Annotated in this window: 20 protein-coding genes; 10 read left to right on the forward strand and 10 right to left on the reverse strand. The window is 70.0% G+C overall.

The genetic code is table 11. The features are described from left to right. Positions 1 to 153 precede the first annotated feature (153 nt). Positions 154 to 558, reverse strand: coding sequence for a 2-oxo acid dehydrogenase subunit E2 (locus GAS53_RS27255; protein ID WP_225859106.1), 405 nt, complete (start codon positions 556 to 558; stop codon positions 154 to 156). A gap of 414 nt (positions 559 to 972) precedes the next feature. On the opposite strand from GAS53_RS27255, the gene GAS53_RS27260 reads away from it, so the two are divergent. Together GAS53_RS27260 and GAS53_RS27265 are read left to right on the forward strand one after the other, a co-directional pair. Beyond that, positions 973 to 1878 carry a metallophosphoesterase family protein gene (locus GAS53_RS27260; RefSeq protein WP_151480366.1) on the forward strand — a complete coding sequence of 302 codons (906 nt, stop codon included), beginning with the start codon at positions 973 to 975 and terminating at the stop codon, positions 1876 to 1878. Further along, on the forward strand, positions 1826 to 2524 hold the full coding sequence (locus tag GAS53_RS27265) for a 4'-phosphopantetheinyl transferase family protein (protein WP_151480367.1): 699 nt from the start codon (positions 1826 to 1828) through the stop codon (positions 2522 to 2524). The genes GAS53_RS27260 and GAS53_RS27265 overlap by 53 nt, the downstream gene beginning before the upstream one ends. A gap of 129 nt (positions 2525 to 2653) precedes the next feature. On the opposite strand, the gene GAS53_RS27270 is transcribed toward GAS53_RS27265, so the two are convergent. Then, complete coding sequence (locus GAS53_RS27270) at positions 2654 to 2884, reverse strand: hypothetical protein (protein WP_151480368.1); 231 nt, start codon at positions 2882 to 2884, stop codon at positions 2654 to 2656. Between the two features lie 251 nt (positions 2885 to 3135). On the opposite strand from GAS53_RS27270, the gene GAS53_RS27275 reads away from it, so the two are divergent. Beyond that, positions 3136 to 4179 carry an alpha/beta fold hydrolase gene (locus tag GAS53_RS27275; protein WP_225859107.1) on the forward strand — a complete coding sequence of 348 codons (1044 nt, stop codon included), beginning with the start codon at positions 3136 to 3138 and terminating at the stop codon, positions 4177 to 4179. A gap of 9 nt (positions 4180 to 4188) precedes the next feature. Here the strand turns inward: GAS53_RS27275 and GAS53_RS27280 are convergent, their stop codons facing one another. Genes GAS53_RS27280 through GAS53_RS27295 form a run of 4 tightly spaced genes read right to left on the reverse strand, consistent with a single transcriptional unit; the run spans position 4189 to position 8053 of the window. Next, the gene (locus tag GAS53_RS27280; RefSeq protein ID WP_151480369.1) at positions 4189 to 5628 is read right to left on the reverse strand and encodes an FAD-dependent monooxygenase; all 1440 of its coding nucleotides are present in this window, start codon (positions 5626 to 5628) and stop codon (positions 4189 to 4191) included. Beyond that, positions 5612 to 6817, reverse strand: a complete 1206-nt coding sequence (locus GAS53_RS27285; protein WP_151480370.1) for an MAB_1171c family putative transporter — start codon at positions 6815 to 6817, stop codon at positions 5612 to 5614. The genes GAS53_RS27280 and GAS53_RS27285 overlap by 17 nt, the downstream gene beginning before the upstream one ends. 13 nt (positions 6818 to 6830) lie before the next feature. Further along, on the reverse strand, positions 6831 to 7361 hold the full coding sequence (locus GAS53_RS27290) for a toxin-antitoxin system, toxin component (RefSeq protein WP_151480371.1): 531 nt from the start codon (positions 7359 to 7361) through the stop codon (positions 6831 to 6833). Positions 7362 to 7393: 32 nt separating this feature from the next. Beyond that, positions 7394 to 8053: a helix-turn-helix domain-containing protein gene (locus tag GAS53_RS27295; RefSeq protein ID WP_151480372.1), complete on the reverse strand. Its 660-nt coding sequence runs from the start codon at positions 8051 to 8053 to the stop codon at positions 7394 to 7396. A 273-nt stretch (positions 8054 to 8326) separates the two neighbouring features. Here GAS53_RS27295 and GAS53_RS27300 point away from each other — a divergent pair, with 273 nt between their 5' ends. The 7 genes from GAS53_RS27300 to GAS53_RS27330 all read left to right on the forward strand — a co-directional run bounded on the left by GAS53_RS27300 (position 8327) and on the right by GAS53_RS27330 (position 17303). Continuing rightward, positions 8327 to 8998: an MmyB family transcriptional regulator gene (locus GAS53_RS27300; protein WP_151480373.1), complete on the forward strand. Its 672-nt coding sequence runs from the start codon at positions 8327 to 8329 to the stop codon at positions 8996 to 8998. A gap of 79 nt (positions 8999 to 9077) precedes the next feature. Continuing rightward, positions 9078 to 10073, forward strand: coding sequence for a LacI family DNA-binding transcriptional regulator (locus GAS53_RS27305; protein ID WP_192583304.1), 996 nt, complete (start codon positions 9078 to 9080; stop codon positions 10071 to 10073). Positions 10074 to 10223: 150 nt separating this feature from the next. After that, positions 10224 to 11567 (forward strand): ABC transporter substrate-binding protein, encoded by a 1344-nt coding sequence (locus tag GAS53_RS27310; RefSeq protein WP_151480374.1) that lies wholly within the window; start codon positions 10224 to 10226, stop codon positions 11565 to 11567. 9 nt (positions 11568 to 11576) lie between these two features. Then, positions 11577 to 12536 carry a carbohydrate ABC transporter permease gene (locus GAS53_RS27315; RefSeq protein ID WP_151480375.1) on the forward strand — a complete coding sequence of 320 codons (960 nt, stop codon included), beginning with the start codon at positions 11577 to 11579 and terminating at the stop codon, positions 12534 to 12536. Continuing rightward, positions 12536 to 13414, forward strand: coding sequence for a carbohydrate ABC transporter permease (locus tag GAS53_RS27320; RefSeq protein WP_151480376.1), 879 nt, complete (start codon positions 12536 to 12538; stop codon positions 13412 to 13414). The genes GAS53_RS27315 and GAS53_RS27320 overlap by 1 nt, the downstream gene beginning before the upstream one ends. Before the next feature lie 32 nt (positions 13415 to 13446). After that, on the forward strand, positions 13447 to 15060 hold the full coding sequence (locus tag GAS53_RS27325; protein WP_151480377.1) for a glycoside hydrolase family 13 protein: 1614 nt from the start codon (positions 13447 to 13449) through the stop codon (positions 15058 to 15060). A gap of 80 nt (positions 15061 to 15140) precedes the next feature. Continuing rightward, entirely contained in the window at positions 15141 to 17303 is a 2163-nt protein-coding gene (locus GAS53_RS27330; protein ID WP_404829297.1) for a discoidin domain-containing protein, read from the forward strand. Here the strand turns inward: GAS53_RS27330 and GAS53_RS27335 are convergent. Genes GAS53_RS27335 through GAS53_RS27350 form a run of 4 tightly spaced genes read right to left on the reverse strand, consistent with a single transcriptional unit; the run spans position 17275 to position 20658 of the window. Continuing rightward, positions 17275 to 18096, reverse strand: coding sequence for an ABC transporter ATP-binding protein (locus tag GAS53_RS27335; protein WP_151480379.1), 822 nt, complete (start codon positions 18094 to 18096; stop codon positions 17275 to 17277). The two genes, GAS53_RS27330 and GAS53_RS27335, sit on opposite strands and share 29 nt — an antisense overlap. A 20-nt stretch (positions 18097 to 18116) precedes the next feature. After that, the gene (locus GAS53_RS27340; RefSeq protein WP_151480447.1) at positions 18117 to 18896 is read right to left on the reverse strand and encodes an ABC transporter permease; all 780 of its coding nucleotides are present in this window, start codon (positions 18894 to 18896) and stop codon (positions 18117 to 18119) included. A gap of 23 nt (positions 18897 to 18919) precedes the next feature. Continuing rightward, on the reverse strand, positions 18920 to 19693 hold the full coding sequence (locus tag GAS53_RS27345; protein ID WP_151480380.1) for an ABC transporter permease: 774 nt from the start codon (positions 19691 to 19693) through the stop codon (positions 18920 to 18922). Further along, positions 19690 to 20658 carry an ABC transporter substrate-binding protein gene (locus GAS53_RS27350; protein ID WP_151480381.1) on the reverse strand — a complete coding sequence of 323 codons (969 nt, stop codon included), beginning with the start codon at positions 20656 to 20658 and terminating at the stop codon, positions 19690 to 19692. The genes GAS53_RS27345 and GAS53_RS27350 overlap by 4 nt, the downstream gene beginning before the upstream one ends. Positions 20659 to 20758 lie beyond the last annotated feature (100 nt).

Here is a 20758-nt window from a genome sequence, read left to right on the forward strand (position 1 = left end):
GCGAAGCAGGCCGTGCCCGGCCAGGGAGTAAATGGGTACACAAAAACCGCCGTTCGAAAACGGGAGTCCGTGGCGGTTGTGTAGGGCCGATCATAGGGCTTCCGCGGCCGGTCCGCTGCTACGTACGTGTTACAGAATCTCCGGACGTACCCGTCAGTGCTCCTGAGGCACGTCACGACCCATGAGCCCCGTCTCCCCGGCGTCTCCCTTGAAGGATTCCAAGCCCTCCTCGATCTCCGCGAGCACGTCCGCCGCCTCGGCGCCGTCGATCACACGGCGGTCGAACGCGAGGCTCAGCGGCAGCACCGGAGCGACGACGACCCTCCCGTCGCGGACCGCCGGCCGGTCGGCGGTGGCTCCGAGCCCCAGCGTGATCGTGGTCCCGCCGACGGAGCGGAACGCCTCCACCGGCCGGTGACCGAGCGAGGCCACCGCGAACGTGCACTCGATAGGCTCCTGGATCTCGGCGAGCCCGGACCGCTCCAGGTCGGGCAGCACAGTGGACAGCACCACACGCTGCCCGTTCAGCGTGCGGTCGAGGGTGAACTTGCCGTGCACGGTGTCGTAGCGGGTGATCCCGGACCGGCCGCGGATAGCGGCGTTCGCGTCGTGCCGTCGTCCGCCACCGGGACGAAGCCGTTCCTCGGGCAGAAGTCCTTGACCTTCGTGTTCTTGGCGGTCGCCCGGTAGCTCGCGCGCACCGCTTGGGCGCCGTGTGCGCGGGCGTGTCGGAGCACGGCCGAGAGCGCGGTCTCAGCCTGGCGCCCCGATAAGGGGCGCGGGGCTGAGACATTTGCGGCTCCGCCGCGCGGGCGCGAGCAACCACAACGGACCCGCACTCAAAAGACCACCCTGAGCCACATCCTCAGAGACCCCTCTAAAGCCGCTCTTGTACCGTGGAGCCCGCATGGGTTCTTGTGTTCACATCCGGGCACGCCGAGAAAGGCGTCCGGTCCGCGGAAGGGGGCGAGGGTGACGACGGCTGACCGACCGGGCCGGCTGCTGGCCATCAGCGACCTGCACATCGGTTACGCCGAGAACCGCGCCCTCGTCGAGAAGATGCGCCCCGAGACCGAGGACGACTGGCTCCTCGTGGCCGGCGACGTCGCGGAGACGGTGGCCGACATCCGCTGGACCCTCGAAACCCTCGCCGGCCGCTTCCGCAAGGTGATCTGGGCACCCGGCAACCACGAACTGTGGACCCACCCCAAGGACACCGTCACCCTGCGCGGCGTGGCCCGCTACGAGCACCTCGTGGAGCTCTGCCGCGAGCTGGGCGTGACGACGCCCGAGGATCCGTACCCGGTGTGGGAGGGCCCCGGCGGACCGGTCGCCGTCGCCCCGCTCTTCCTGCTCTACGACTACTCGTTCCTGCCCGCGGGCTGCACGACCAAGGAAGAGGGCCTCGAGTACGCCCACGGGACCGGCATCGTCTGCACCGACGAGCACTTCCTGCACCCCGACCCGTACCCGACCCGCGATGCCTGGTGCCGGGCCCGGGTGGCCGAGACCGAGCGCAGGCTCGCGGAGATCCCCGCCGAGCTGCCCACGGTCCTCGTCAACCACTACCCGCTGGACCGGCACCCGACGGAGGTCCTCTGGTACCCGGAGTTCGCCATGTGGTGCGGCACCCGGCTCACCGCGGACTGGCACCGTACGTACCGCGTGGCCGCCATGGTCTACGGGCACCTGCACATTCCCCGCACCACCTGGCTCGACGGCGTCCGCTTCGAAGAGGTGTCGGTGGGTTACCCCCGAGAGTGGCGCAAGCGCTCGGAACCACCTGGCAAGCTGCGCCGCATTCTGCCGATGGAGGTCGGACCCGGTGATCGAGGAGTTGCTCCCGGAGTCGGTCGTGGCCGTGGAGACACACGGTGACGAGCGAGCCGAGGGCACGACGCTGTACCCCGAGCTGTATCCCGAGGAACAGGCGCTGATCGCGCGCTCCATCGAGAAACGGCGCCGCGAGTTCACCCTCGTACGCGGCTGTGCCCGGCGTGCCATGGAGAAGCTCGGCGTGCCTCCCCAGGCCGTACTGCCCGGTCACCAGGGAGCCCCGCAGTGGCCCGCCGGGCTGATCGGCAGCATGACGCACTGCGAGGGCTACGCCGCCGCGGCGCTGGCCCGTGCCACCGACCTCGCCTCGCTCGGCATCGATGCGGAGCCCCACCTGCCGCTCCCGCAGAACGTGCTGCCCGCCGTGGCGCTCCCCGACGAGGATCGGCGGCTGCGCGGTCTCGCCGGGGAACACCCCGGCGTCCACTGGGACCGGCTCCTGTTCAGCGCCAAGGAGTCGGTCTACAAGGCGTGGTTCCCCCTCACCGGGAAGTGGCTCGACTTCGCCGAGGCGGACATCGAGATCTTCATGGATCCCGGACACACCACGTCCGGCGGCCTGCGCGCCGGACTCCTCGTACCCGGTCCGGTGGTGGACGGCCGTCGCATCGCCCACTTCGAGGGCCGCTGGACGGTGAGCCGGGGCCTCGTGGCGACCTCGATGACCGTGCCGCACGGACAGGGCTGAGCGGGTCTTCGGGCGCCGGTCGGCGGAGACTCACGCCGGCCGCGGCGAAAGCGTGACGCGGACTCGCCCCGCCCCCGGGGAACGGGTGACGGGAACCCACCTCGCCTCCGCCGAAGGACTGACGGAGGCTCATCCCGCCTCCGGGCACCAGGTGTGCAGCAGCCTGAAGAACGCCTCCTCGTTGCCCGCGAGCCCGGCCGCGGCCAGCGCGCGCTCCGCCTCCGCGAGAGCGGCGGGCGGCACGACGGGTGGTCGGCCCGTGCCGGGCGCGGCGTCCATCGCGGCTCGTACCGTCTGCAGCAGGCGCAGATACGCCTGCACTGCGGTGCGTTCGTGATCGGTCAGTACGGCGGTCGGCATCGGACGGCTCCCGGTTCGGCTCGGCTACTGCGCTGCGGTGCTGCAGCGGTCAGGGCTCGCACGCCGCCGCACAGCGGTGGCGCTGGGTCCAGCTTGCCGTCCGCCACTGACAATGCCCCTTCGGTACGCGTCGGTTCGCCCGGTTAGCGGAGGCGAAACCTCACGGAAATCCCTTGTGGGACAAGGGCCCTACGCTGGAATCCAGAGCTTGGAGCCGCACTCTCGGCGGCCCGGCGAGGGGAGACGAGCGGGTGGTCGACGTCCCACGAAAGCGCCCGCGGCGCACCATGCGGCTGCGCCCGGTGGGCGACGGAGAACTGCGGCTGCACCACCGCGTGGTGCACGGCTACCGCCGCGCCTACCGCATGGCCGGTGAGGGCCCGGCACTCGTCCTGATCCACGGCATCGGCGACTCCTCGGCGACCTGGGCCGAGCTCATCCCCGACCTCGCCCGCACCCACACGGTGATCGCGCCCGACCTGCTCGGCCACGGCGCCTCGGACAAGCCCCGCGCGGACTACTCGGTGGCCGCGTACGCGAACGGGCTGCGCGATCTGCTGTCCACCCTCGGCATCGAACAGGCCACGCTGGTCGGGCACTCACTCGGCGGCGGCGTCGCCATGCAGTTCGCCTACCAGTTCCCGGAGCGCACCGAGCGGCTGATCCTGGTCAGCGCGGGTGGCGTGGGCCGCGAGGTGAACCCCGTACTGCGGGCGGTGTCACTGCCCGGCGCCCACCTCATGCTGGCCAGCCTGCGGCTGCCCGGCATGGGTGTCCAAGCGCGCCTGTTCGCCCATCTGATGAGGCTCCTCGACACCGATCTGGGCCAGGACGCACCGGAGTTGCTGACCCTCGTGGACGCGCTGCCCGACGCGACCTCGCGCAGCGCCTTCATCCGCACGCTGCGCGCCGTGGTCGACTGGCGCGGCCAGGTGGTGACCATGCTCGACCGCTGCTATCTCACCGAGGGCATGCCCACGATGCTGATGTGGGGCGACCGCGACAGCGTGGTTCCGGTACGGCACGCGTACGGGGCGCACGAGGCGATGCCCGGCAGCCGCCTGGAGATCTTCGAGGGCGCCGGGCACTTCCCCTTCCACACCGACCCCGCCCGTTTCCTCGCTCTCGTCGAGGAGTTCACCAGTACCACGAGCCCGGCCGACTGGAGCCGGGAGCACTGGAGCGACCTCCTGCGCGACGGCCGCCCCGGCACCGCGGCCGGACAGCCGGACACCGCACAGAGCCGCGCGGTGGAGCGAGGCCTGCGAGAGGCGAGCGAGCGCAGCGCGACCTGACGCCGCGCTTCAGCCCTCCCGTGTTCCCGACGGCTCCGGCGCCCCGAAGACCGCGTCCCGTTCCTCGTTCGTCAGCGGCGGCTCGGTCAGCGGGGGCCGGCGCGGCCCGCGCAGCACCGCGAGGGCTATCTCGGGCTTGAGCAGGGCGGTGATGGGCGCGGACAGCGTGACCACGCCGAGGAACTCCTTGGCGACCAGCGGACGTCCGGTCGCCGTGAGCATGAGGCGGTTCACATAGCGCCCGAGCAGCTTCTGCGCGCCTGAGGGCTGCTTGCCGATCGCACCGGGGTACCGGATGTCCGTGCTGGTGGCCAGTTCCCAGGCCGTCGCCACCGGACGCGACACGGCACGCTGCACCCGCCGCGCGAGCCCCGGCGCCGTGAGCCCGTACTCGACCACGTGCTCGCGCAGCGCCACCGCGCCCTGCGCGGCCACCGACATGCCGTGCCCGTAGATCGGGTTGTACGTGGCGACCGCGTCGCCGAGCGCGACGAATCCGTCGGGCCAGTCCTTCACCTTCTCGAAGAAGCGCCGTCTGTTGACCGTGCTGCGGGTGACCACGACGTCCGTCAGCGGCTCGGCGCGGGCGATCAGCTCGCCCACCAGAGGATGCCTGACGTCGTCGCGTGCGAATGCCGCGAACTCCTCGGCGGAGCCCGTCGGCTGGCCGCCGCGCGTGCCCGACAGCGTCACCAGCCAGCGCCCGCCCTCGATGGGCACGATGGTCGCGCTCCGCGCCGGCACCGGCTGTGCCGCGTCCGGCTGCACATTGACCACCGGATAGTCCTCGGTGCCCTCGGGCGCGCGGAAGATCCGGCTGGCGTACGCGAGTCCGGAGTCGACCTCCTCCATCGGAGCCTGCGGGACGCCCAGCGCGTCGAGCCAGGAGGTGGCCCGCGAACCACGGCCCGAGGCGTCCACCACGAGATCGGCTTCGAGGACGCGCTCCTCGCCCTCGGGCATGCGGACGCGCACGCCCGTCACCCTGGAGGCGCCGCCTTCCAGCCCGAGAAGCTCGGTGCGCTCCATGACGGTGGTCCGCGGGCCCGGGGAGACCTGGGCCCGGATGACCGATTCGAGCAGATCACGACTGCAGGCGATCATGAACTGCATCTCGGGCCAGCGCCGGAGCCAGCCGTGCGGCTGCAGGCTCACCAGGCCGGTCGGGAGCGCGATCCGCCGGGCGCCGGCGGCGAGCCAGGCTTCGGTCACTCCCGGCAGCAGGTCCTCCATCGCGCGGGCGCCGCCGGACCACAGGAGATGGGCGTGGCGAGCCTGCGGAACACCCTTGCGGGGCTCGGGCCCGTCGGGCAGGGCGTCGCGCTCGACGACGGTGACGTCGGCGTACGCGCGCAGCGCGGCGGCGGCCAGCATTCCGGCCATTCCTCCGCCGATGACGACGGCGCGTCTGGGGGCCCCACCCGGGCGGGTGCTAGCGGGTCGGTTCATGGAAGTCGCTCTCTGACCTGGTCGTGGCCTGCTCTCGGGCGGCCGCGACGACGGCTGACTGACGCAGTGCGGTGGAAATCCGTACGAGGTCGCGGGGGCCCTCGGCGGACGCGTACGGCGCGGCCGTCGTCGCCGAGTCGATGACCCTGCCCTCCGGGTCGGCGGCCCTGGCCCGCACCGCCGCGGTCACCACCGCCGCGTCGGCCTCGGCCTGCGCCTGGGCGGGGTCGGAGCCCGCCGCCACGGCCGCGTCGTAGGCGTTCGAACGCACCTCGGTGTCGAAGTAGGGGTACAGGCTGAGCATGCCGTCATGGATGTCGGCCTCCCGCTGGGTGATCTGGAGTTCGGCGGGAGACCACCAGGAGATGCGCACGGCGCGGTCCCCGTGCCCCGCGGCCGGCTTCAACTCGCGCCACAGCGGCCCGAGTCGGCGGTACGTCGCCCAGGTGCTCCAGGTGTCCCCGATGCGCTGGCAGGCCAGCGGCACACAGAAGCCGACCGCGCTGATCTGCGCGCCCGCGGAGGCCAGAACGGGCGCCACATAGGTGCTCAGGTCATCCAGGTCCCCGCCGTTCCACCGGGCGACCACGGCGATGAACTTGGTCGCCGCGTAGGGGATGTTGAACAGAAAGCCGAACGCGATGATCAGCAGCCCCGCCCGCAGCCAGCCGTGCACCTGGAGTGCCCAGCGCCAGCACATGACGTTCATCGCGACACCCGCGACCGTGAGCGAGGCGAGATAGAGCACGATCATCTCGCGGATGAACGGCGTCGTCGCGTAGTAGGTGTCGAGGTCCCGCAGCCGTTCGAGCGGCGCGTCGCCGAGTACGAACAGGGTGATCAGAGCCACGATCACCAGGCCGTACCCGGCGATCCAGCGGCGAGAGGCGCGCCGGGTCGCCTCGGGCGGACCGCCGCGCCAGTTGATGATCAGCACCAGGCAGGCGGCGCTGAACGCGCTGAGCAGCGAGTAGACGAGTGGCGCGGAGACGTTCGGGATCCCGGTGAGGCGGTTGACCTCGCCGATCGTCGGCGGGGCGGCGAAGAAGAACACCAGGCCCGCGAGGACGAGCAGCACGCACACGGAGCGCAGCAGCGGATCGCGCCAGGAACGCAGCAGCGAGGGCGCCTTGACGGCGAACGCGATCGCCATCGCGGCGGCCGGTATGTAGTAGCTGGAATCATCCATGGCGTCGGCGGCTTCAGCCCCGCGGCCCGCGATAGCCCAGGGATGCCTCGAGCCGGCCGGCGAGGCCGTCGCGCCGCACGGGGCCGCGCATCGCCGAACCGGCCAGCCAGCCCCGGCACTTGCTCGCCAGCAGCAGACCGAAGCGCTCGGCCTCGTTCTCGTCGGCCAGGTCGGACCGCGTACGCGCCGCCACCTTCAGGACGGTCGCCTGCAGATCGGCGTTGTCGTCCAGTAAACGGGCGGCGACGGCCGCGCCCTCCACGTGATGGCTGCAGTGCCCGGCGTTCATGTGCCACAGCTCGTGGCCGAGGATCACCAACTGGTGGTCGGGCGCGGTGCGTTCCTCGACGACCACGACGTCCTGGTCCGCCATGTCGAGCCAGAGCCCGCTGGCGGTGCCCGGCGGGAAGGCGGCCGTACGGAACTGCACCGGGCGGCCGCGCCGTCTGCTCATGGCGTCGCACAGAGCCGCGTACAGGTCGGCGGGCTCCGCCGGTGCGGGGAGCGAGAGCTCGTCGACCAACTCGCCGCAGAGGCGGCGCATTTCCTTTCCGATGCCCACAGGTATCCCCCGGATCACGACTCGGGCCGCTTGACGCTCTCCAAGAGCATGTCCAGCCATTCGGCGACCTTGTCCCGGTGCTGGTCGGTCGGCAGCTGCGCGGCCCGCCAGGCGATGCCGCGGACGCCGTGGTCCTGCAGCAGCCGCTCCAGCGGGTCCTCGGCGGCCACCAGCGCCGCCTCGCGCTCCCGGTTGGCGAGTCGCTGGAGCAGTTCCTGCTCGATGCGCTGGAGGGCACCCGCGAGCGCCTCGGGGTCCTCGGCGGTGAGGAATCCGGCGTGCACTCTGAAGAAGCGCTGGATGGCGTCGCAGTGCTCCATCGTCGGGCGTCTGTCGCCGTTGATGAGGGCGCCCGCCTGCTGGCGCGACATGCCCGCGCCGTCGGCGATCTCCTGCTGGGTGTACCGACGGCCGTTGGGCTTCAGCCGGGTGCGGCGCAGCAGGTCGAGGCGTTGCAGGAAGCGGGCCTGGAGGTCGGGCTCGCCCGCGGGCCGCCCGTTCAGCAGGGACTTGACCACGACCTCGGGGACACCGGACGCGGCGGAAAGCCGCCGGACGTCGAACACCTCGTCGTGCGGCGCGCCGAGCCGGTCGGCCAGCCCGGTGACTCGGGCCACGACGGCCGGCAGCAGACCCGTCGCCGTGGCGCCCGGAACCTCGAAGCCATCCGTCACCGACAGTTCTCCTACGTCTGTATCGACCGCTCAGGTGGAACCGGCTCCCTCGGACGTGAAGTCCCTGTGGGAGTCCGGGAAGTGCAGCGTGAACTGCCCGAAGACCGGAGAGTAGCCCCTTGGTCGAACTCACATCCAGGTCTCGCCACAACTGTGGCGAGATTCAGCCGTCAACAGGCGTCAAATGCCACGATAGTTGACACCACTCCGCCCGGGGTAGCAGGATCACGTCGCCGCGTGAAGGCCGCATAGGCAAGAGGGGTGGACCTCCCGATGGCATACCAGGCAGGAGGGCCCCGGCCACAGCCGCGACCCGTCCCCGAGAGTCTTGAGGCCCAGGCGTATCTGCAGGACTACGCCGCGCTCCTGGAGTCCGTCCCCTTTCCCTCCGTCGTCGTCGACCACCGCTGGGACGTCGTCCTGGCGAACGGTGCGTTCGAGACACTTTTCCGCGGCGTCGGCCCGCACCCCACCGCGATGCCGGGCGACAACTTCCTCCGCTTCGTGCTGTTCCATCCGGACGCGGGCACGGTCCTCGCCGAGCACGAGTCGAGCTGGTGTCTGCCGATGCTGGCGCACTTCTCCGCCGCCGTGGAGCGGCACGGCCACGATCACGGACTCCAGTCGATCCTCCGGGACATCGCCCAGGATCCGATCATGGACGCCGCGTACCGGCACGGACTGCCGCACTGGATCCGCTCGGTCGGCCCGGACGCCGTCGAGCACGACGGCGCGGTGCGGCCGCTGCTGCATCCCGACCCGCGCTGGGGCCGTACGGACTGCCGGATCGTCGGTGAGACCCCCAAAACCCTTGAGGACATGGGCTATACGCGACTGACGCTGGTCCTGCGCGAGGCCCGCCGCCCGACGGCGGCCCGCCGGGCCGGGCGGGCGCGACGCACGGCGGGCCATCTCAGCGTGGTGCCGCCGGCGGTTGAGGCGTAAGCGCGTGGTGCCGCCGGCGCTGGAGGCGTAAGTCTCTTTCACGCAAGCCGCTTGCATTTCTTGCGCTATTCTTGCGTTCATGACGCGACGACTTGCTCAGGTGGCGAAGAAGGTCGGGGTCAGCGAGGCCACGGTCAGCCGGGTGCTCAACGGCAAGCCCGGAGTCTCCGACACCACCAGGCAGGCGGTGCTCTCCGCCCTCGACGTCCTCGGCTACGAGCGGCCCACCCAGCTGCGCGGCGAGCGCGCCCGTCTCGTGGGCCTCGTACTGCCCGAGCTGCAGAACCCGATCTTCCCGGCGTTCGCCGAGGTGATCGGCGGCGCGCTCGCCCAGTCCGGGCTGACGCCCGTGCTGTGCACCCAGACCAAGGGCGGCGTCTCCGAGGCGGACTACGTGGACCTGCTGCTCCAACAGCAGGTCTCGGGCGTGGTGTTCGCCGGTGGCCTGTACGCGCAGGCCGACGCGCCGCACGAGCACTACCGGCGGCTCGCCGACCGGAACATCCCGGTGGTGCTGGTGAACGCGGCCATCGAACACCTCGGCTTCCCGGGGGTCTCCTGCGACGACGCGGTGGCGGTGGAGCAGGCATGGCGGCACCTGGTCTCCCTGGGGCACGAGCGGATCGGGCTCGTGCTCGGGCCCGCGGACCACGTCCCCTCGGCCCGTAAGCTCGCCGCGGCGCGCGCCCTGGGCGACCTCCCGGACGAGCGCGTGGCCCGCGCGATCTTCTCGCTCGAAGGCGGTCAGGCCGCCACCAACCGGCTGCTCGACCGGGGTGTCACCGGCATCATCTGCGCCAGCGACCCGCTCGCCCTGGGTGCCGTACGCGCCGCCCGCCGCAAGGGACTCGGTGTTCCGTCACGGATCTCCGTCGTCGGCTACGACGACTCGGCGTTCATGAACTGCACCGAGCCCCCGCTGACCACGGTCCGCCAGCCCATCGAGGCCATGGGAAGGGCGGCGGTGGAGCTGCTGAACGCGCAGATCGGCGGCAGCAGCGTGCCGAACGAGGAGCTGCTGTTCGAGCCCGAGTTGGTGGTCCGGGGATCGACTGCGCAAGCGCCACGTCCCTGAGATCCGCACGCCTGTCAAATAATTACAGAGACTGCGCGACATCTTGCGATCAAATGTCGCCGGTGCTTGAGTGTGCGACGCCAGACGCGGCGCACGCTTCCCAGCGGGCTGCCGTGGGCCTTCCACGCTCCTGCCCAGAGGGGTCCACCGATGAGAAGCACCGGGTTCCGTCGCACCTGCATCATGCTCATCACCTGCTCGTTGGCGCTCAGCGCCTGCGGATCCGATGACGACGACACCGCCGGGGGCAAGACCCGCATCACGGTCAACTGCATGCCGCCGAAGAGCGCCAAGGTCGACCGCGCGTTCTTCGAGGCAGACATCAAGGCGTTCGAGAAGCAGAACCCGGACATCGACGTCGTCCCGCACGACGCGTTCCCCTGCCAGGACCCGAAGACCTTCGACGCCAAGCTCGCCGGCGGCCAGATGGAGGACGTCTTCTACACGTACTTCACCGACGCCAAGCACGTCGTCGACGTCAACCAGGCCGCGGACATCACGAGTTACGTCAAGGACCTCAAGAGCTACGACACCATCCAGCAGCAGCTGCGCGACATCTACACCGTCGACGGCAAGATCTACGGCATCCCGCGCACCGGCTACTCCATGGGCCTGATCTACAACAAGAAGCTCTTCGAGCAGGCCGGCCTCGATCCCGACAAGCCCCCCGCCACCTGGGACGAACTGCGCGCGGCCGCCAGGAAGATCGCCGCCCTCGGCAACGGCACCGTCGGCTACGCCGACTACAGCGCACAGAACCAGGGCGGCTGGCACTTCACGGCCGAGCTCTACTCGCAGGGCGGCGACGTCGTCAGCGCGGACGGCAAGAAGGCCACCATCGACACACCCGAGGGCAAGGCGGTCCTGCAGAACCTCAAGGACATGCGCTGGACCGACAACTCCATGGGCAGCAAACAACTGCTCGTCATCAACGACGTCCAGCAGATGATGGGTTCGGGAAAGCTCGGCATGTACCTCTCGGCGCCCGACAACATCCCGATCCTGGTGAAGGAGAAGGGCGGCAACTACAAGGACCTCGCCCTCGCGCCCATGCCCGGCGGCCAGGGCACGCTCATCGGCGGCGACGGCTACATGTTCAACAGGAAGGCCACACCGGAGCAGATCAAGGCCGGTCTCAAGTGGCTCGACCACATGTTCCTCACGCCCGGCAAGGGCTTCCTCGGCGACTACGCCCGCGCCAAGCAGAACGACGCCCCGGTGGGCCTGCCCGAACCCCGGCTCTTCTCCGGCGCCGCGGACACCAAGGACCAGCAGGTCAAGAAGGCCAACGCCAACGTCCCGGTGGAGAACTACCAGGCCTTCCTCGACGGCAATCAGGACCTGGAGATGAAGATCGAGCCGCCACAGGCCCAGCAGATCTACTCCGTCCTCGACAGCGCCGTCTCCGCGGTCCTCACCAAGAAGGACGCCGACATCGACAAGCTGCTGAGCGAAGCCTCCGGGAAGATCGACGCCATCCTGGCGCGCGGCTGACCTCCCGCCATGAAGACAGCGTCCAAACCCACAGCGCCTCCACCTACGGTCGTACGTCCGCCGCAGGCGCCCCGACCCGGCTCCGCCGGGCGCCCGTTGCGCCGCCGTCTCGCCGACCAGTCCCGCGCGTACGCCTTCCTCCTCGGCGGACTGCTCTGCTTCGCGCTCTTCTCCTGGTACCCGGCGATCCGCGCGGTCGTGATCGCCTTCCAGAAGTACACGCCGGGCGCGGAGCCGGAGTGGGTCGGCACCGCCAACTTCACCCGCGTCTTCCAGGACCCGGAGTTCGCCGCGGCCTGGCGCAACACCCTCACCTTCACCCTGCTCGCCCTGCTCATCGGCTTCGCCGTCCCGTTCGTGCTGGCGCTCGTCCTGGGGGAACTCCGGCACGCGAAGGCCTTCTTCAGAGTCGTGGTCTACCTCCCGGTGATGATCCCGCCGGTGGTCAGCGCCCTGCTCTGGAAGTGGTTCTACGATCCCGGCGCCGGCCTCGCCAACGAGGCGCTGCGCTTCCTGCACCTGCCCACCTCGAACTGGTCCAACGGCGCCGACACCGCCCTCGTCTCCCTGGTCCTCGTGGCCACTTGGGCCAATCTCGGCGGCACCGTTCTCATCTACCTGGCCGCGCTCCAGAGCATCCCCGGTGAGCTGTACGAGGCGGCCGAGCTGGACGGCGCCAACATCTGGCAGCGCATCCGCCACGTGACGATCCCGCAGACCCGGTTCGTCATCCTGATGCTGATGCTCCTTCAGATCATCGCCACGATGCAGGTTTTCACGGAGCCGTTCGTGATCACGGGAGGCGGTCCGGAGAACGCCACGGTCACCGTCCTCTACCTGATCTACAAGTACGCCTTCCTCTACAACGACTTCGGCGGAGCCTGCGCCCTCAGCGTGATGCTCCTCGTCCTGCTCAGCGCCTTCTCGGCGGCGTACCTGAGGCTCACCCGCTCCGGAGAGGACGTCTGATGAGCAGCACACGGACGCTGGTCTCGCCGCTGACGCTCGCCCGACCCCGCGGCAAGGCCCTCTACTGGGCCGTTTTCACCGGCGTGGTCCTGCTCTTCACGCTCGCGTTCCTCTTCCCGGTCTACTGGATGACGACCGGCGCCATGAAGTCGCCGGACGAGGTGACCCGCACACCGCCGACGCTCGTCCCGGAGCGGTGGCACCTCAGCGGCTACACGGACGCCTGGGACCTGATGCGGCTGCCGACTCACCTGTGGAACACGGTCGTTCAGGCAACCGGCGCCTGGATACTTCAACTCGTCTTCTGCACGGCCGCCGCCTACGCCCTCTCCAAGCTGAGGCCCGCCTTCGGCAAGGTGGTGCTCGGCGGCATCCTCGCCACGCTGATGGTCCCGGCGCAGGCACTGGTCGTACCGAAGTACCTGACGGTCGCCGACCTGCCGCTGATCCACACCAGCCTGCTCAACGATCCGCTCGGCATCTGGCTGCCCGCCGTGGCCAACGCCTTCAACCTCTACCTCCTCAAGCGGTTCTTCGACCAGCTCCCGCGCGACGTCCTGGAGGCCGCCGAGATCGACGGCGCGGGACGGCTGCGTACGCTCTGGTCGATCGTGCTGCCGATGTCCCGGCCGGTCCTGGGAGTCGTCTCGATCTTCGCGCTCGTCGCCGTCTGGCAGGACTTCCTCTGGCCGTTGATGGTCTTCTCCGACACCGACGAACAGCCCATCAGCGTGGCACTCGTCCAGCTGTCCCAGAACATCCCGCTGACCGTGCTCATCGCGGCGATGGTGATCGCGAGCATCCCGATGGTCGCCATGTTCCTGGTGTTCCAGCGGCACATCATCGCCGGGATCAGCGCGGGCAGCACCAAGGGCTGACGCCCTCCCGAGCCAACAGAAAGGCAGGCACCGTGGGACAGCCTTCCCCCGCGCGCACCGACGACCAGTGGTGGCGCTCCGCCGTCATCTACCAGGTGTACGTACGCAGCTTCGCGGACGGCGACGGCGACGGCACCGGAGACCTCGCGGGCGTCCGCGCCAAACTGCCGTACCTCGCCGAACTCGGCGTGGACGCCCTGTGGTTCAACCCCTGGTACCCGTCCCCGATGGCGGACGGCGGCTACGACGTCGCCGACTACCGGGCCGTCGACCCGGCATTCGGCACTCTCGCGGAGGCGGAGAAACTCATCGCAGAGGCACGGGAGTCGGGCATCCGCACCCTCGTCGACATCGTCCCGAACCATGTCTCCGACCAGCACCCGTGGTTCCGCGCAGCGCTCGACGCGGGCCCGGGCAGCCCCGAGCGTGAGCTCTTCCACTTCCGCCGGGGACGCGGCGCGCACGGTGAGCTGCCGCCCAACGACTGGCCGTCCCAGTTCGCGGGCTCCGCCGAACCCGTCTGGACGCGGCTGCCCGACGGCGACTGGTACCTCCATCTCTTCACCCCCGAGCAGCCCGACCTCAACTGGGCGCACCCGGCGGTCCGCCAGGAGCACGAGGACGTACTGCGCTTCTGGTTCGAGCGGGGCGTGTCCGGCGTCCGTATCGACTCGGCCGCCCTCCTCGCCAAGGACCCGGACCTGCCGGACTTCGTCGAGGGCCGCGACCCGCACCCCTTCGTCGACCGCGACGAACTCCACGACATCTACCGCACCTGGCGTGCAGTGGCCGACGAATACGACGGCATCTTCGTCGGCGAGGTCTGGCTCCCCGACTCCGAACGCTTCGCCCGCTACCTCCGTCCCGACGAACTGCACACCGCCTTCAACTTCTCCTTCCTGTCCTGCCCTTGGGACGCGCAGCGGCTGCGTACGTCCATCGACGAGACCCTCGCCGAACACGCCCCGGTGGGCGCGCCCGCCACCTGGGTCCTCTGCAACCACGACGTGACACGCACGGTCACCCGCTACGGCCGCGCGGACACGGCCTTCGCCTTCGCCACGAAGGCCTTCGGTACGCCGACCGATCTCGCGCTCGGCACGCGCCGCGCCCGGGCCGCCGCGCTGCTCTCGCTGGCACTGCCGGGCGCCGTCTACCTCTACCAGGGCGAGGAACTGGGCCTGCCCGAGGCGGAGATACCGCGCGACCGCATCCAGGACCCGATGCACTTCAGGTCGGGCGGCGTCGACCCTGGGCGCGACGGGTGCCGGGTCCCGCTGCCGTGGGTGGCCGAGGCGCCGTACGCGGGCTTCGGAGCACGGGACGAGCCCTGGCTGCCGCAACCGGAGGGCTGGCACGCGTACGCGGCCGACCTCCAGGTCGAGGACCCGGGCTCGATGCTCTCGCTCTACCGGAAGGCCCTCACGCTCCGGCCGGAGTTCGGCGACGGACCTCTCACCTGGCTGCCCGCACCCGAGGGAGTACTCGCCTTCGCCCGCGAGGAGGGGCTGATCTGCGTCGTGAACCTGGCGGACACGCCGGCTGCCCTTCCCGCTGATTCCCAACTCCTGCTCAGCAGCGGCCGTTTGGACGCCTCCGGACGCCTCCCGCAGGACACGACGGCCTGGCTGCGCACCACCGGCTGAGACCGCACCCCGCTATCCCCGTACCCCCACCACGAAGGGATCAGCACATGCACAGCTCTCGATCAAGATATGTCAGGATCATGACATCGAGCACGACAGCGGCAGCCGTGGCCGTTGCCCTCGCCGCCGGCATGCTCACCGCCACTGTCCCCGGCGCCCATGCCGCTCCTGCCGCCGCCGGCGCCGACCTTCCCCTCACCTCGGTCGAGGCCGAGTCCGCGACCACCACCGGCACGAAGATCGGCCCCGACTTCACCCAGGGCACGCACGCCTCGGAGGCATCCGGGCGGCAGGCCGTACGACTCGCCGCAGGGCAGCGCGTCGAATTCACCGTGCCCCGCACCGCGAACGCGGTGAACGTCGCCTACAGCGTCCCGGACGGTCAGTCGGGCACCCTCGCCGTGTACGTCAACGGACAGAAGCTGGCCAAGTCGCTCGCCGTGACCGCCAAGTACTCGTACGTCGACACACCCTGGATCCAGGGTTCCAAGACGCACCACCTCTTCGACAACACGCGACTGCTGCTCGACCGGACCGTCCAGGCCGGGGACAAGGTCGCCTTCGAGGCGACCTCCGCCCAAGTGACGGTGGACGTCGCCGACTTCGAGCAGGTGGCGGCCGCCGCGACCAAGCCCGCGGGCGCCGTCTCCGTCACCGACAAGGGCGCCGACCCCACCGGCCAGGGAGACTCCACACAGGCCTTCCGTGACGCGATCGCCGCCGCGCAAGGGGGAGTGGTGTGGATCCCGCCCGGCGACTTCCGGGTGACGTCCTCGCTGAACGGGGTCGCGAACGTCACCGTCCAGGGCGCCGGCAGCTGGTACTCCGTCGTACGCACCTCCCGTTTCATCGACCAGACCCGCTCGGCGGGCGGCGTCCACCTCAAGGACTTCGCCGTCATCGGAGAGGTCACCGAGCGCGTCGACTCCAACCCGGACAACTTCGTCAACGGCTCGCTCGGGCCCGGCAGTTCGGTGTCCGGCATGTGGCTGCAGCACCTCAAGGTCGGGCTCTGGCTGACCGGCAACAACGACAACCTCGTCGTCGAGAACAGCCGCTTCCTCGACATGACCGCCGACGGCCTCAACCTCAACGGCAACGCCCGCGAGGTCCGCGTCCGTAACAACTTCCTGCGCAACACCGGTGACGACGCGCTCGCCATGTGGTCGCTGTACGCGCCCGACACGAACAGCAGCTTCGAGAACAACACCATCTCGCAGCCGAACCTCGCCAACGGCATCGCGATCTACGGCGGCACCGACATCACGGTCAAGAACAACCTGGTCGCCGACACCAACGCCCTCGGCAGCGGTATCGCGATCTCCAACCAGAAGTTCCTCGACCCCTTCCACCCGCTGGCAGGGACCATCACCGTCTCCGGCAACACCCTCGTCCGTACGGGCGCGATGAACCCCAACTGGCAGCATCCGATGGGCGCGTTGCGCGTCGACTCGTACGACAGCGCCATCGAGGCGACGGTGAACATCACCGGCACGACGATCACCGACAGCCCGTACAGCGCCTTCGAGTTCGTCTCCGGCAGCGGACGCGGGTACGCGGCCAGGAACGTCACCGTGGACGGGGCGACGGTGAACAAGGTGGGCACGGTCGTCGTCCAGGCCGAGACCCAGGGCGCGGCGAAGTTCAGCAACGTACAGGCCACCGGGGTCGGCGCGGCCGGTGTCTACAACTGCCCCTATCCGACCGGTTCCGGCACCTTCAGGCTCACCGACGGCGGCGGCAACTCCGGCTGGGACAGCACCTGGTCGGACTGCTCGACCTGGCCGGAGCCCGGCGCGGGCAATCCGGACCCCGACCCGAGCCGCAACCTCGTCAAGGGCCGTCCGGCCACGGCGACCGGCTCGACCGACGTCTACACGCCGGGCAAGGCGGCCGACGGCGACGCGCACACGTACTGGGAGTCCACCAACAACGCCTTCCCGCAGGCCTGGACGGTCGATCTCGGATCGGCGGAGTCCGTCCGCCGGCTCGTCCTCAAACTGCCTCCGCTCGCGGCCTGGCAGGCGCGTACACAGACGCTGTCCGTGCAGGGCAGCACCGACGGGTCCACGTACTCGACCCTGGTCGCCTCGAAGGACCACCGCTTCGACCCGGCCACCGGGAACACCGTGACCGTCACGCTGCCGGAGGGCGCCAAGCCGCGTCACCTGCGGCTGAACGTCACGGCCAACACAGGCTGGCCCGCAGGGCAGTTCAGTGAAGTGGAGGCGTATCTGAACTGACGTCCTTCACCAAACGGTCGACCGGCGCCCCGCGTTTCGCCGCCTGGATCTGCTCGTACACATGGGTCCGCAGTTCGGCGAAGCGTGGGGCGACCCGGGTGTGCAACTGGTCGCGTTCGGCGGGGAGATCGATCTTCAGCTGCTCCTGGACGACGGTGGGTGAGGAGGAGAGGATCAGCACCCGCTCGCCGAGGTACACGGCCTCGTCGATGTCGTGGGTCACGAAGAGGATCGTGATGCCCCGCTGCCGCCACAGCCCGCGGACCAGGTCCTCCAGGTCGGCCCGGGTCTGGGCGTCCACCGCGGCGAACGGCTCGTCCATGAGCAGCACATCGGGCTCGTACGCGAGAGCGCGGGCGATCGCGACCCGTTGCTGCATGCCGCCCGACAGCTGCCACGGATACGCGCCCGCCGCGTCCGTCAGGCCGACCGACTCCAGCGCGTCGGCGACGAGTTCACGCCGTCGCGCGCTGCTCAACTTCTTCTGTTTGAGCGGGAGTTCCACGTTCTCGCGCACCCGCATCCAGGGGAACAGGCTGCGCCCGTACTCCTGGAAGACGACCGCCATGTCCGGTGGCGGCCCGGTCACCCGGCGGCCCTCGATCAGCACCTCGCCCGCCGTGGGCGTGAGCAGTCCGCCCACGCACTTCAGCAGGGTCGTCTTGCCGCAGCCCGAGGGCCCGACGAGACACACGAGTTCACCGGCGTCGACGGTGAAGGTGAGGTCGCGTACCGCCTCCACTCGGCGGCCCGACCCTTCGTAGACCTTCTTGAGGCCGCGTACGTCGAGCATGGAGCGCCCTTTCGCGAGGTTCACGACGACCGCCGGGATACGTCGCGCAGACCGTGGTACCAGCCGAGCACCCGCCGCTCGACCAGCCGGAAGAGAACCGACAGGACGAATCCGAGCAGACCGAGCAGCAGGATCCCGGTCCACATGTCGGGTATGGCGAAGCCGCGCTGGAACTGGACGATGGTGAAGCCGAGCCCGTTGCTGGCGGCGAACATCTCGCTGATGACCATCAGGATGATGCCGATGGACAGGGCCTGCCGCAGCCCCGCGAAGATCTGCGGGCTCGCCGAGCGCAGCACCAGGTGCCGCAGCCGCGCGACGCCGGTGATGCCGTAGGAGCGGGCCGTCTCGGACATCACGGAGTCGACCGCCCGCACGCCCTCCACGGTGTTGAGCAGGATCGGCCAGACACAGCCGCTCACGATGACGGCGATCTTCATCGTGTCGCCGATGCCAGCGAACAGCATGATGACCGGGACGAGCACGGGCGGCGGCACCGCGCGCAGGAACTCCAGGACCGGCTCGCACACCGCCCGCACCCGGCGGTACGAGCCGATGACCGTGCCGAGGGCCACGCCCGCGACGGCCGCGCACGCGTACCCGGCCGACAGCCGCAGCACACTGGGCAGCACGTCCTCGCGCAGCCGCTCGCCCGTCCAGACGTCGGGGAACGTGGTGAGGATCGTGCGCAGCGGCGGCCAGTAGACGTCGGTGCTGTCGTCCGACGCGATCCACCACCCCGCGACGAGCACGGCGGGCAGTGCGACGACGAAGAACAACCGCAGCAGTACGCCCCGCACACCGCCGCGCGGCAGTACGCCCTTCACACCGCCACCTCCCCGCGTACCGACTGGTGCCAGGCCAGCGCCCGCCGCTCCACCGTCCGCGCGCCCACGTTGATCAGCAGCCCGAGCAGCCCGGTGACCACCACCAGCGCGTACATCTCCGGCACGGCCTGCGAGGTCTGGGCGACGGCGATACGGGCGCCCAGACCCGGTGCCCCGATGACGAGTTCGGCGGTCACGGCGAGGATCAGCGCCACCGTCGCGGCCAGCCGCACACCCGTCATGACGTACGGGAGAGCCGTGGGCCACAGCACGTGCCGGGTGCGTGCCCAGGTGCCGAGGCCGTACGAGCGGGCGGTCTCCTCGGCGACCGGGTCGACGTCCTGGACGCCGTACATCACCTGGATCAGGACCTGCCAGAACGACGCGTACACCACCAGCAGGAGGACCGAGCGCAGTTCGGTGCCGTAGAGGAGGACGGCCAGCGGGATCAGGGCGACCGAGGGGATCGGGCGCAGGAACTCGATCGTGGAGGCCGTCGCCTCGCGGAGGTAGGGCGTGACCGAGATCAGAACTCCCGCGAGAATTCCGGCGGTCACGGCGATCGCGAGCCCGAGGGCCCAGCCGGTGAGCGTGTCCCCGAGTGCCGTCCAGAACGCGTCGTCGGCCAGCTCCGTCGCGAGCGCGTCGGCGATGCGGCTGGTCGGCGGGAAGTACTCGTCCTTGACGAGGCCGAGCCGCGGTGCCGCCTCGCCGAGGGCGAGGAAGACCGCGAGCCCGGCCGCACCCAGGACGGCGTTGGTGCCCCTCACGGCAGCAGCTTGTCCAGGTCCGGAGTCTTCTCGAACAGGCCGTCCTGCTCGCCCAGTTCGGCCAGCCTCTCGAGGGAGGCGCGGTTCGGCTCCGCGGGCCACCGGGGCAGGGTGAGCGACTCCAGCAGGGTCTTCGGGATCTTCGTGTACGTGGTGATGATCTCGCGGACCTCGTCCGGATGGCTGTCGGCGTACTCGAGGGACTCGGCGGTCGCCTCCTGGAACTTCTTCACCATCTCCGGGTTCTTCTGGGCGTACTGCTGGGAGGTGAAGTACATGGCCACGGTGAGATCCGGCGACACATCGACGAAGAGCGACGCGATGGTGGTCCCGCCCTGGGACTTGATGGTGGCGAGCGCGGGCTCCACGACGCAGGCCGCGTCCACCTGGCCGCCCGCGAGCGCGGCCGGCATCTGGTCGAACGGCATCTCCACGAACTTCACCTTGGACGGGTCGCCGCCGTCCTTGCGGACCGACTCCTTGACCGAGGTGTCACAGATGTTGTTGAGCGTGTTGGCGGCGACCTTCTTGCCCTCCACGTCCTTGGCGGACTTGAGGGGGCTGCCCTTCTTCACGGCGAGCTCCGCGAAGTCGGCGCCCTCCTTGCCGGTGGACGCGACACCGTTCACCACGCCCTTGACCGGCACGTTCTTGGACTGGGCGACCAGCAGGGACGTCGTGTTGCTGAAGCCGAAATCGAACTGGCCGGAGACGACACCGGGCACGATCGCCGCCCCGCCCTGCGCGCTCGTCAGGGACAGCTTGATGCCGCGCTCGCTGTAGAAGCCCTTTTTCTGGCCCAGGTACATGGGGGCGACGTCGATGATGGGGATGACGCCGACCTTGACCGTGGTGGTACCGCCGGACGCGGCGGCGTCGGACCCGCCGGAGTCGTCCGACGAACCGCAGGCCGTCGCGGCGACTAACACGGAGCCGGCCGCGAGGCCGATGAGCAGACGACGCATGACTCCCCTTAGTGGGACAGCTCTTCGACAGGCTGTGCGCAGACCGCACAGTAGTGCTCAGTGGGAACGTAGAACGTCGCCGGTGGCGGGTCAATGTCCT

Source organism: Streptomyces albicerus (assembly GCF_008905045.1).
GTDB lineage: Bacteria > Actinomycetota > Actinomycetes > Streptomycetales > Streptomycetaceae > Streptomyces > Streptomyces albicerus.

What these genes read in the sequence shown, in the direction of transcription:
- GAS53_RS27270 (WP_151480368.1), bottom strand. Translation starts at nt 2,884, where the DNA reads ATGCCGACCGCCGTACTGACCGATCACGAACGCACCGCAGTGCAGGCG.
- GAS53_RS27280 (WP_151480369.1), bottom strand. Translation starts at nt 5,628, where the DNA reads ATGAACCGACCCGCTAGCACCCGCCCGGGTGGGGCCCCCAGACGCGCC.
- GAS53_RS27285 (WP_151480370.1), bottom strand. Translation starts at nt 6,817, where the DNA reads ATGGATGATTCCAGCTACTACATACCGGCCGCCGCGATGGCGATCGCG.
- GAS53_RS27290 (WP_151480371.1), bottom strand. Translation starts at nt 7,361, where the DNA reads ATGCGCCGCCTCTGCGGCGAGTTGGTCGACGAGCTCTCGCTCCCCGCA.
- GAS53_RS27300 (WP_151480373.1), top strand. Translation starts at nt 8,327, where the DNA reads ATGGCATACCAGGCAGGAGGGCCCCGGCCACAGCCGCGACCCGTCCCC.
- GAS53_RS27305 (WP_192583304.1), top strand. Translation starts at nt 9,078, where the DNA reads ATGACGCGACGACTTGCTCAGGTGGCGAAGAAGGTCGGGGTCAGCGAG.
- GAS53_RS27310 (WP_151480374.1), top strand. Translation starts at nt 10,224, where the DNA reads ATGAGAAGCACCGGGTTCCGTCGCACCTGCATCATGCTCATCACCTGC.
- GAS53_RS27315 (WP_151480375.1), top strand. Translation starts at nt 11,577, where the DNA reads ATGAAGACAGCGTCCAAACCCACAGCGCCTCCACCTACGGTCGTACGT.
- GAS53_RS27320 (WP_151480376.1), top strand. Translation starts at nt 12,536, where the DNA reads ATGAGCAGCACACGGACGCTGGTCTCGCCGCTGACGCTCGCCCGACCC.
- GAS53_RS27330 (WP_404829297.1), top strand. Translation starts at nt 15,141, where the DNA reads ATGACATCGAGCACGACAGCGGCAGCCGTGGCCGTTGCCCTCGCCGCC.
- GAS53_RS27335 (WP_151480379.1), bottom strand. Translation starts at nt 18,096, where the DNA reads ATGCTCGACGTACGCGGCCTCAAGAAGGTCTACGAAGGGTCGGGCCGC.
- GAS53_RS27350 (WP_151480381.1), bottom strand. Translation starts at nt 20,658, where the DNA reads ATGCGTCGTCTGCTCATCGGCCTCGCGGCCGGCTCCGTGTTAGTCGCC.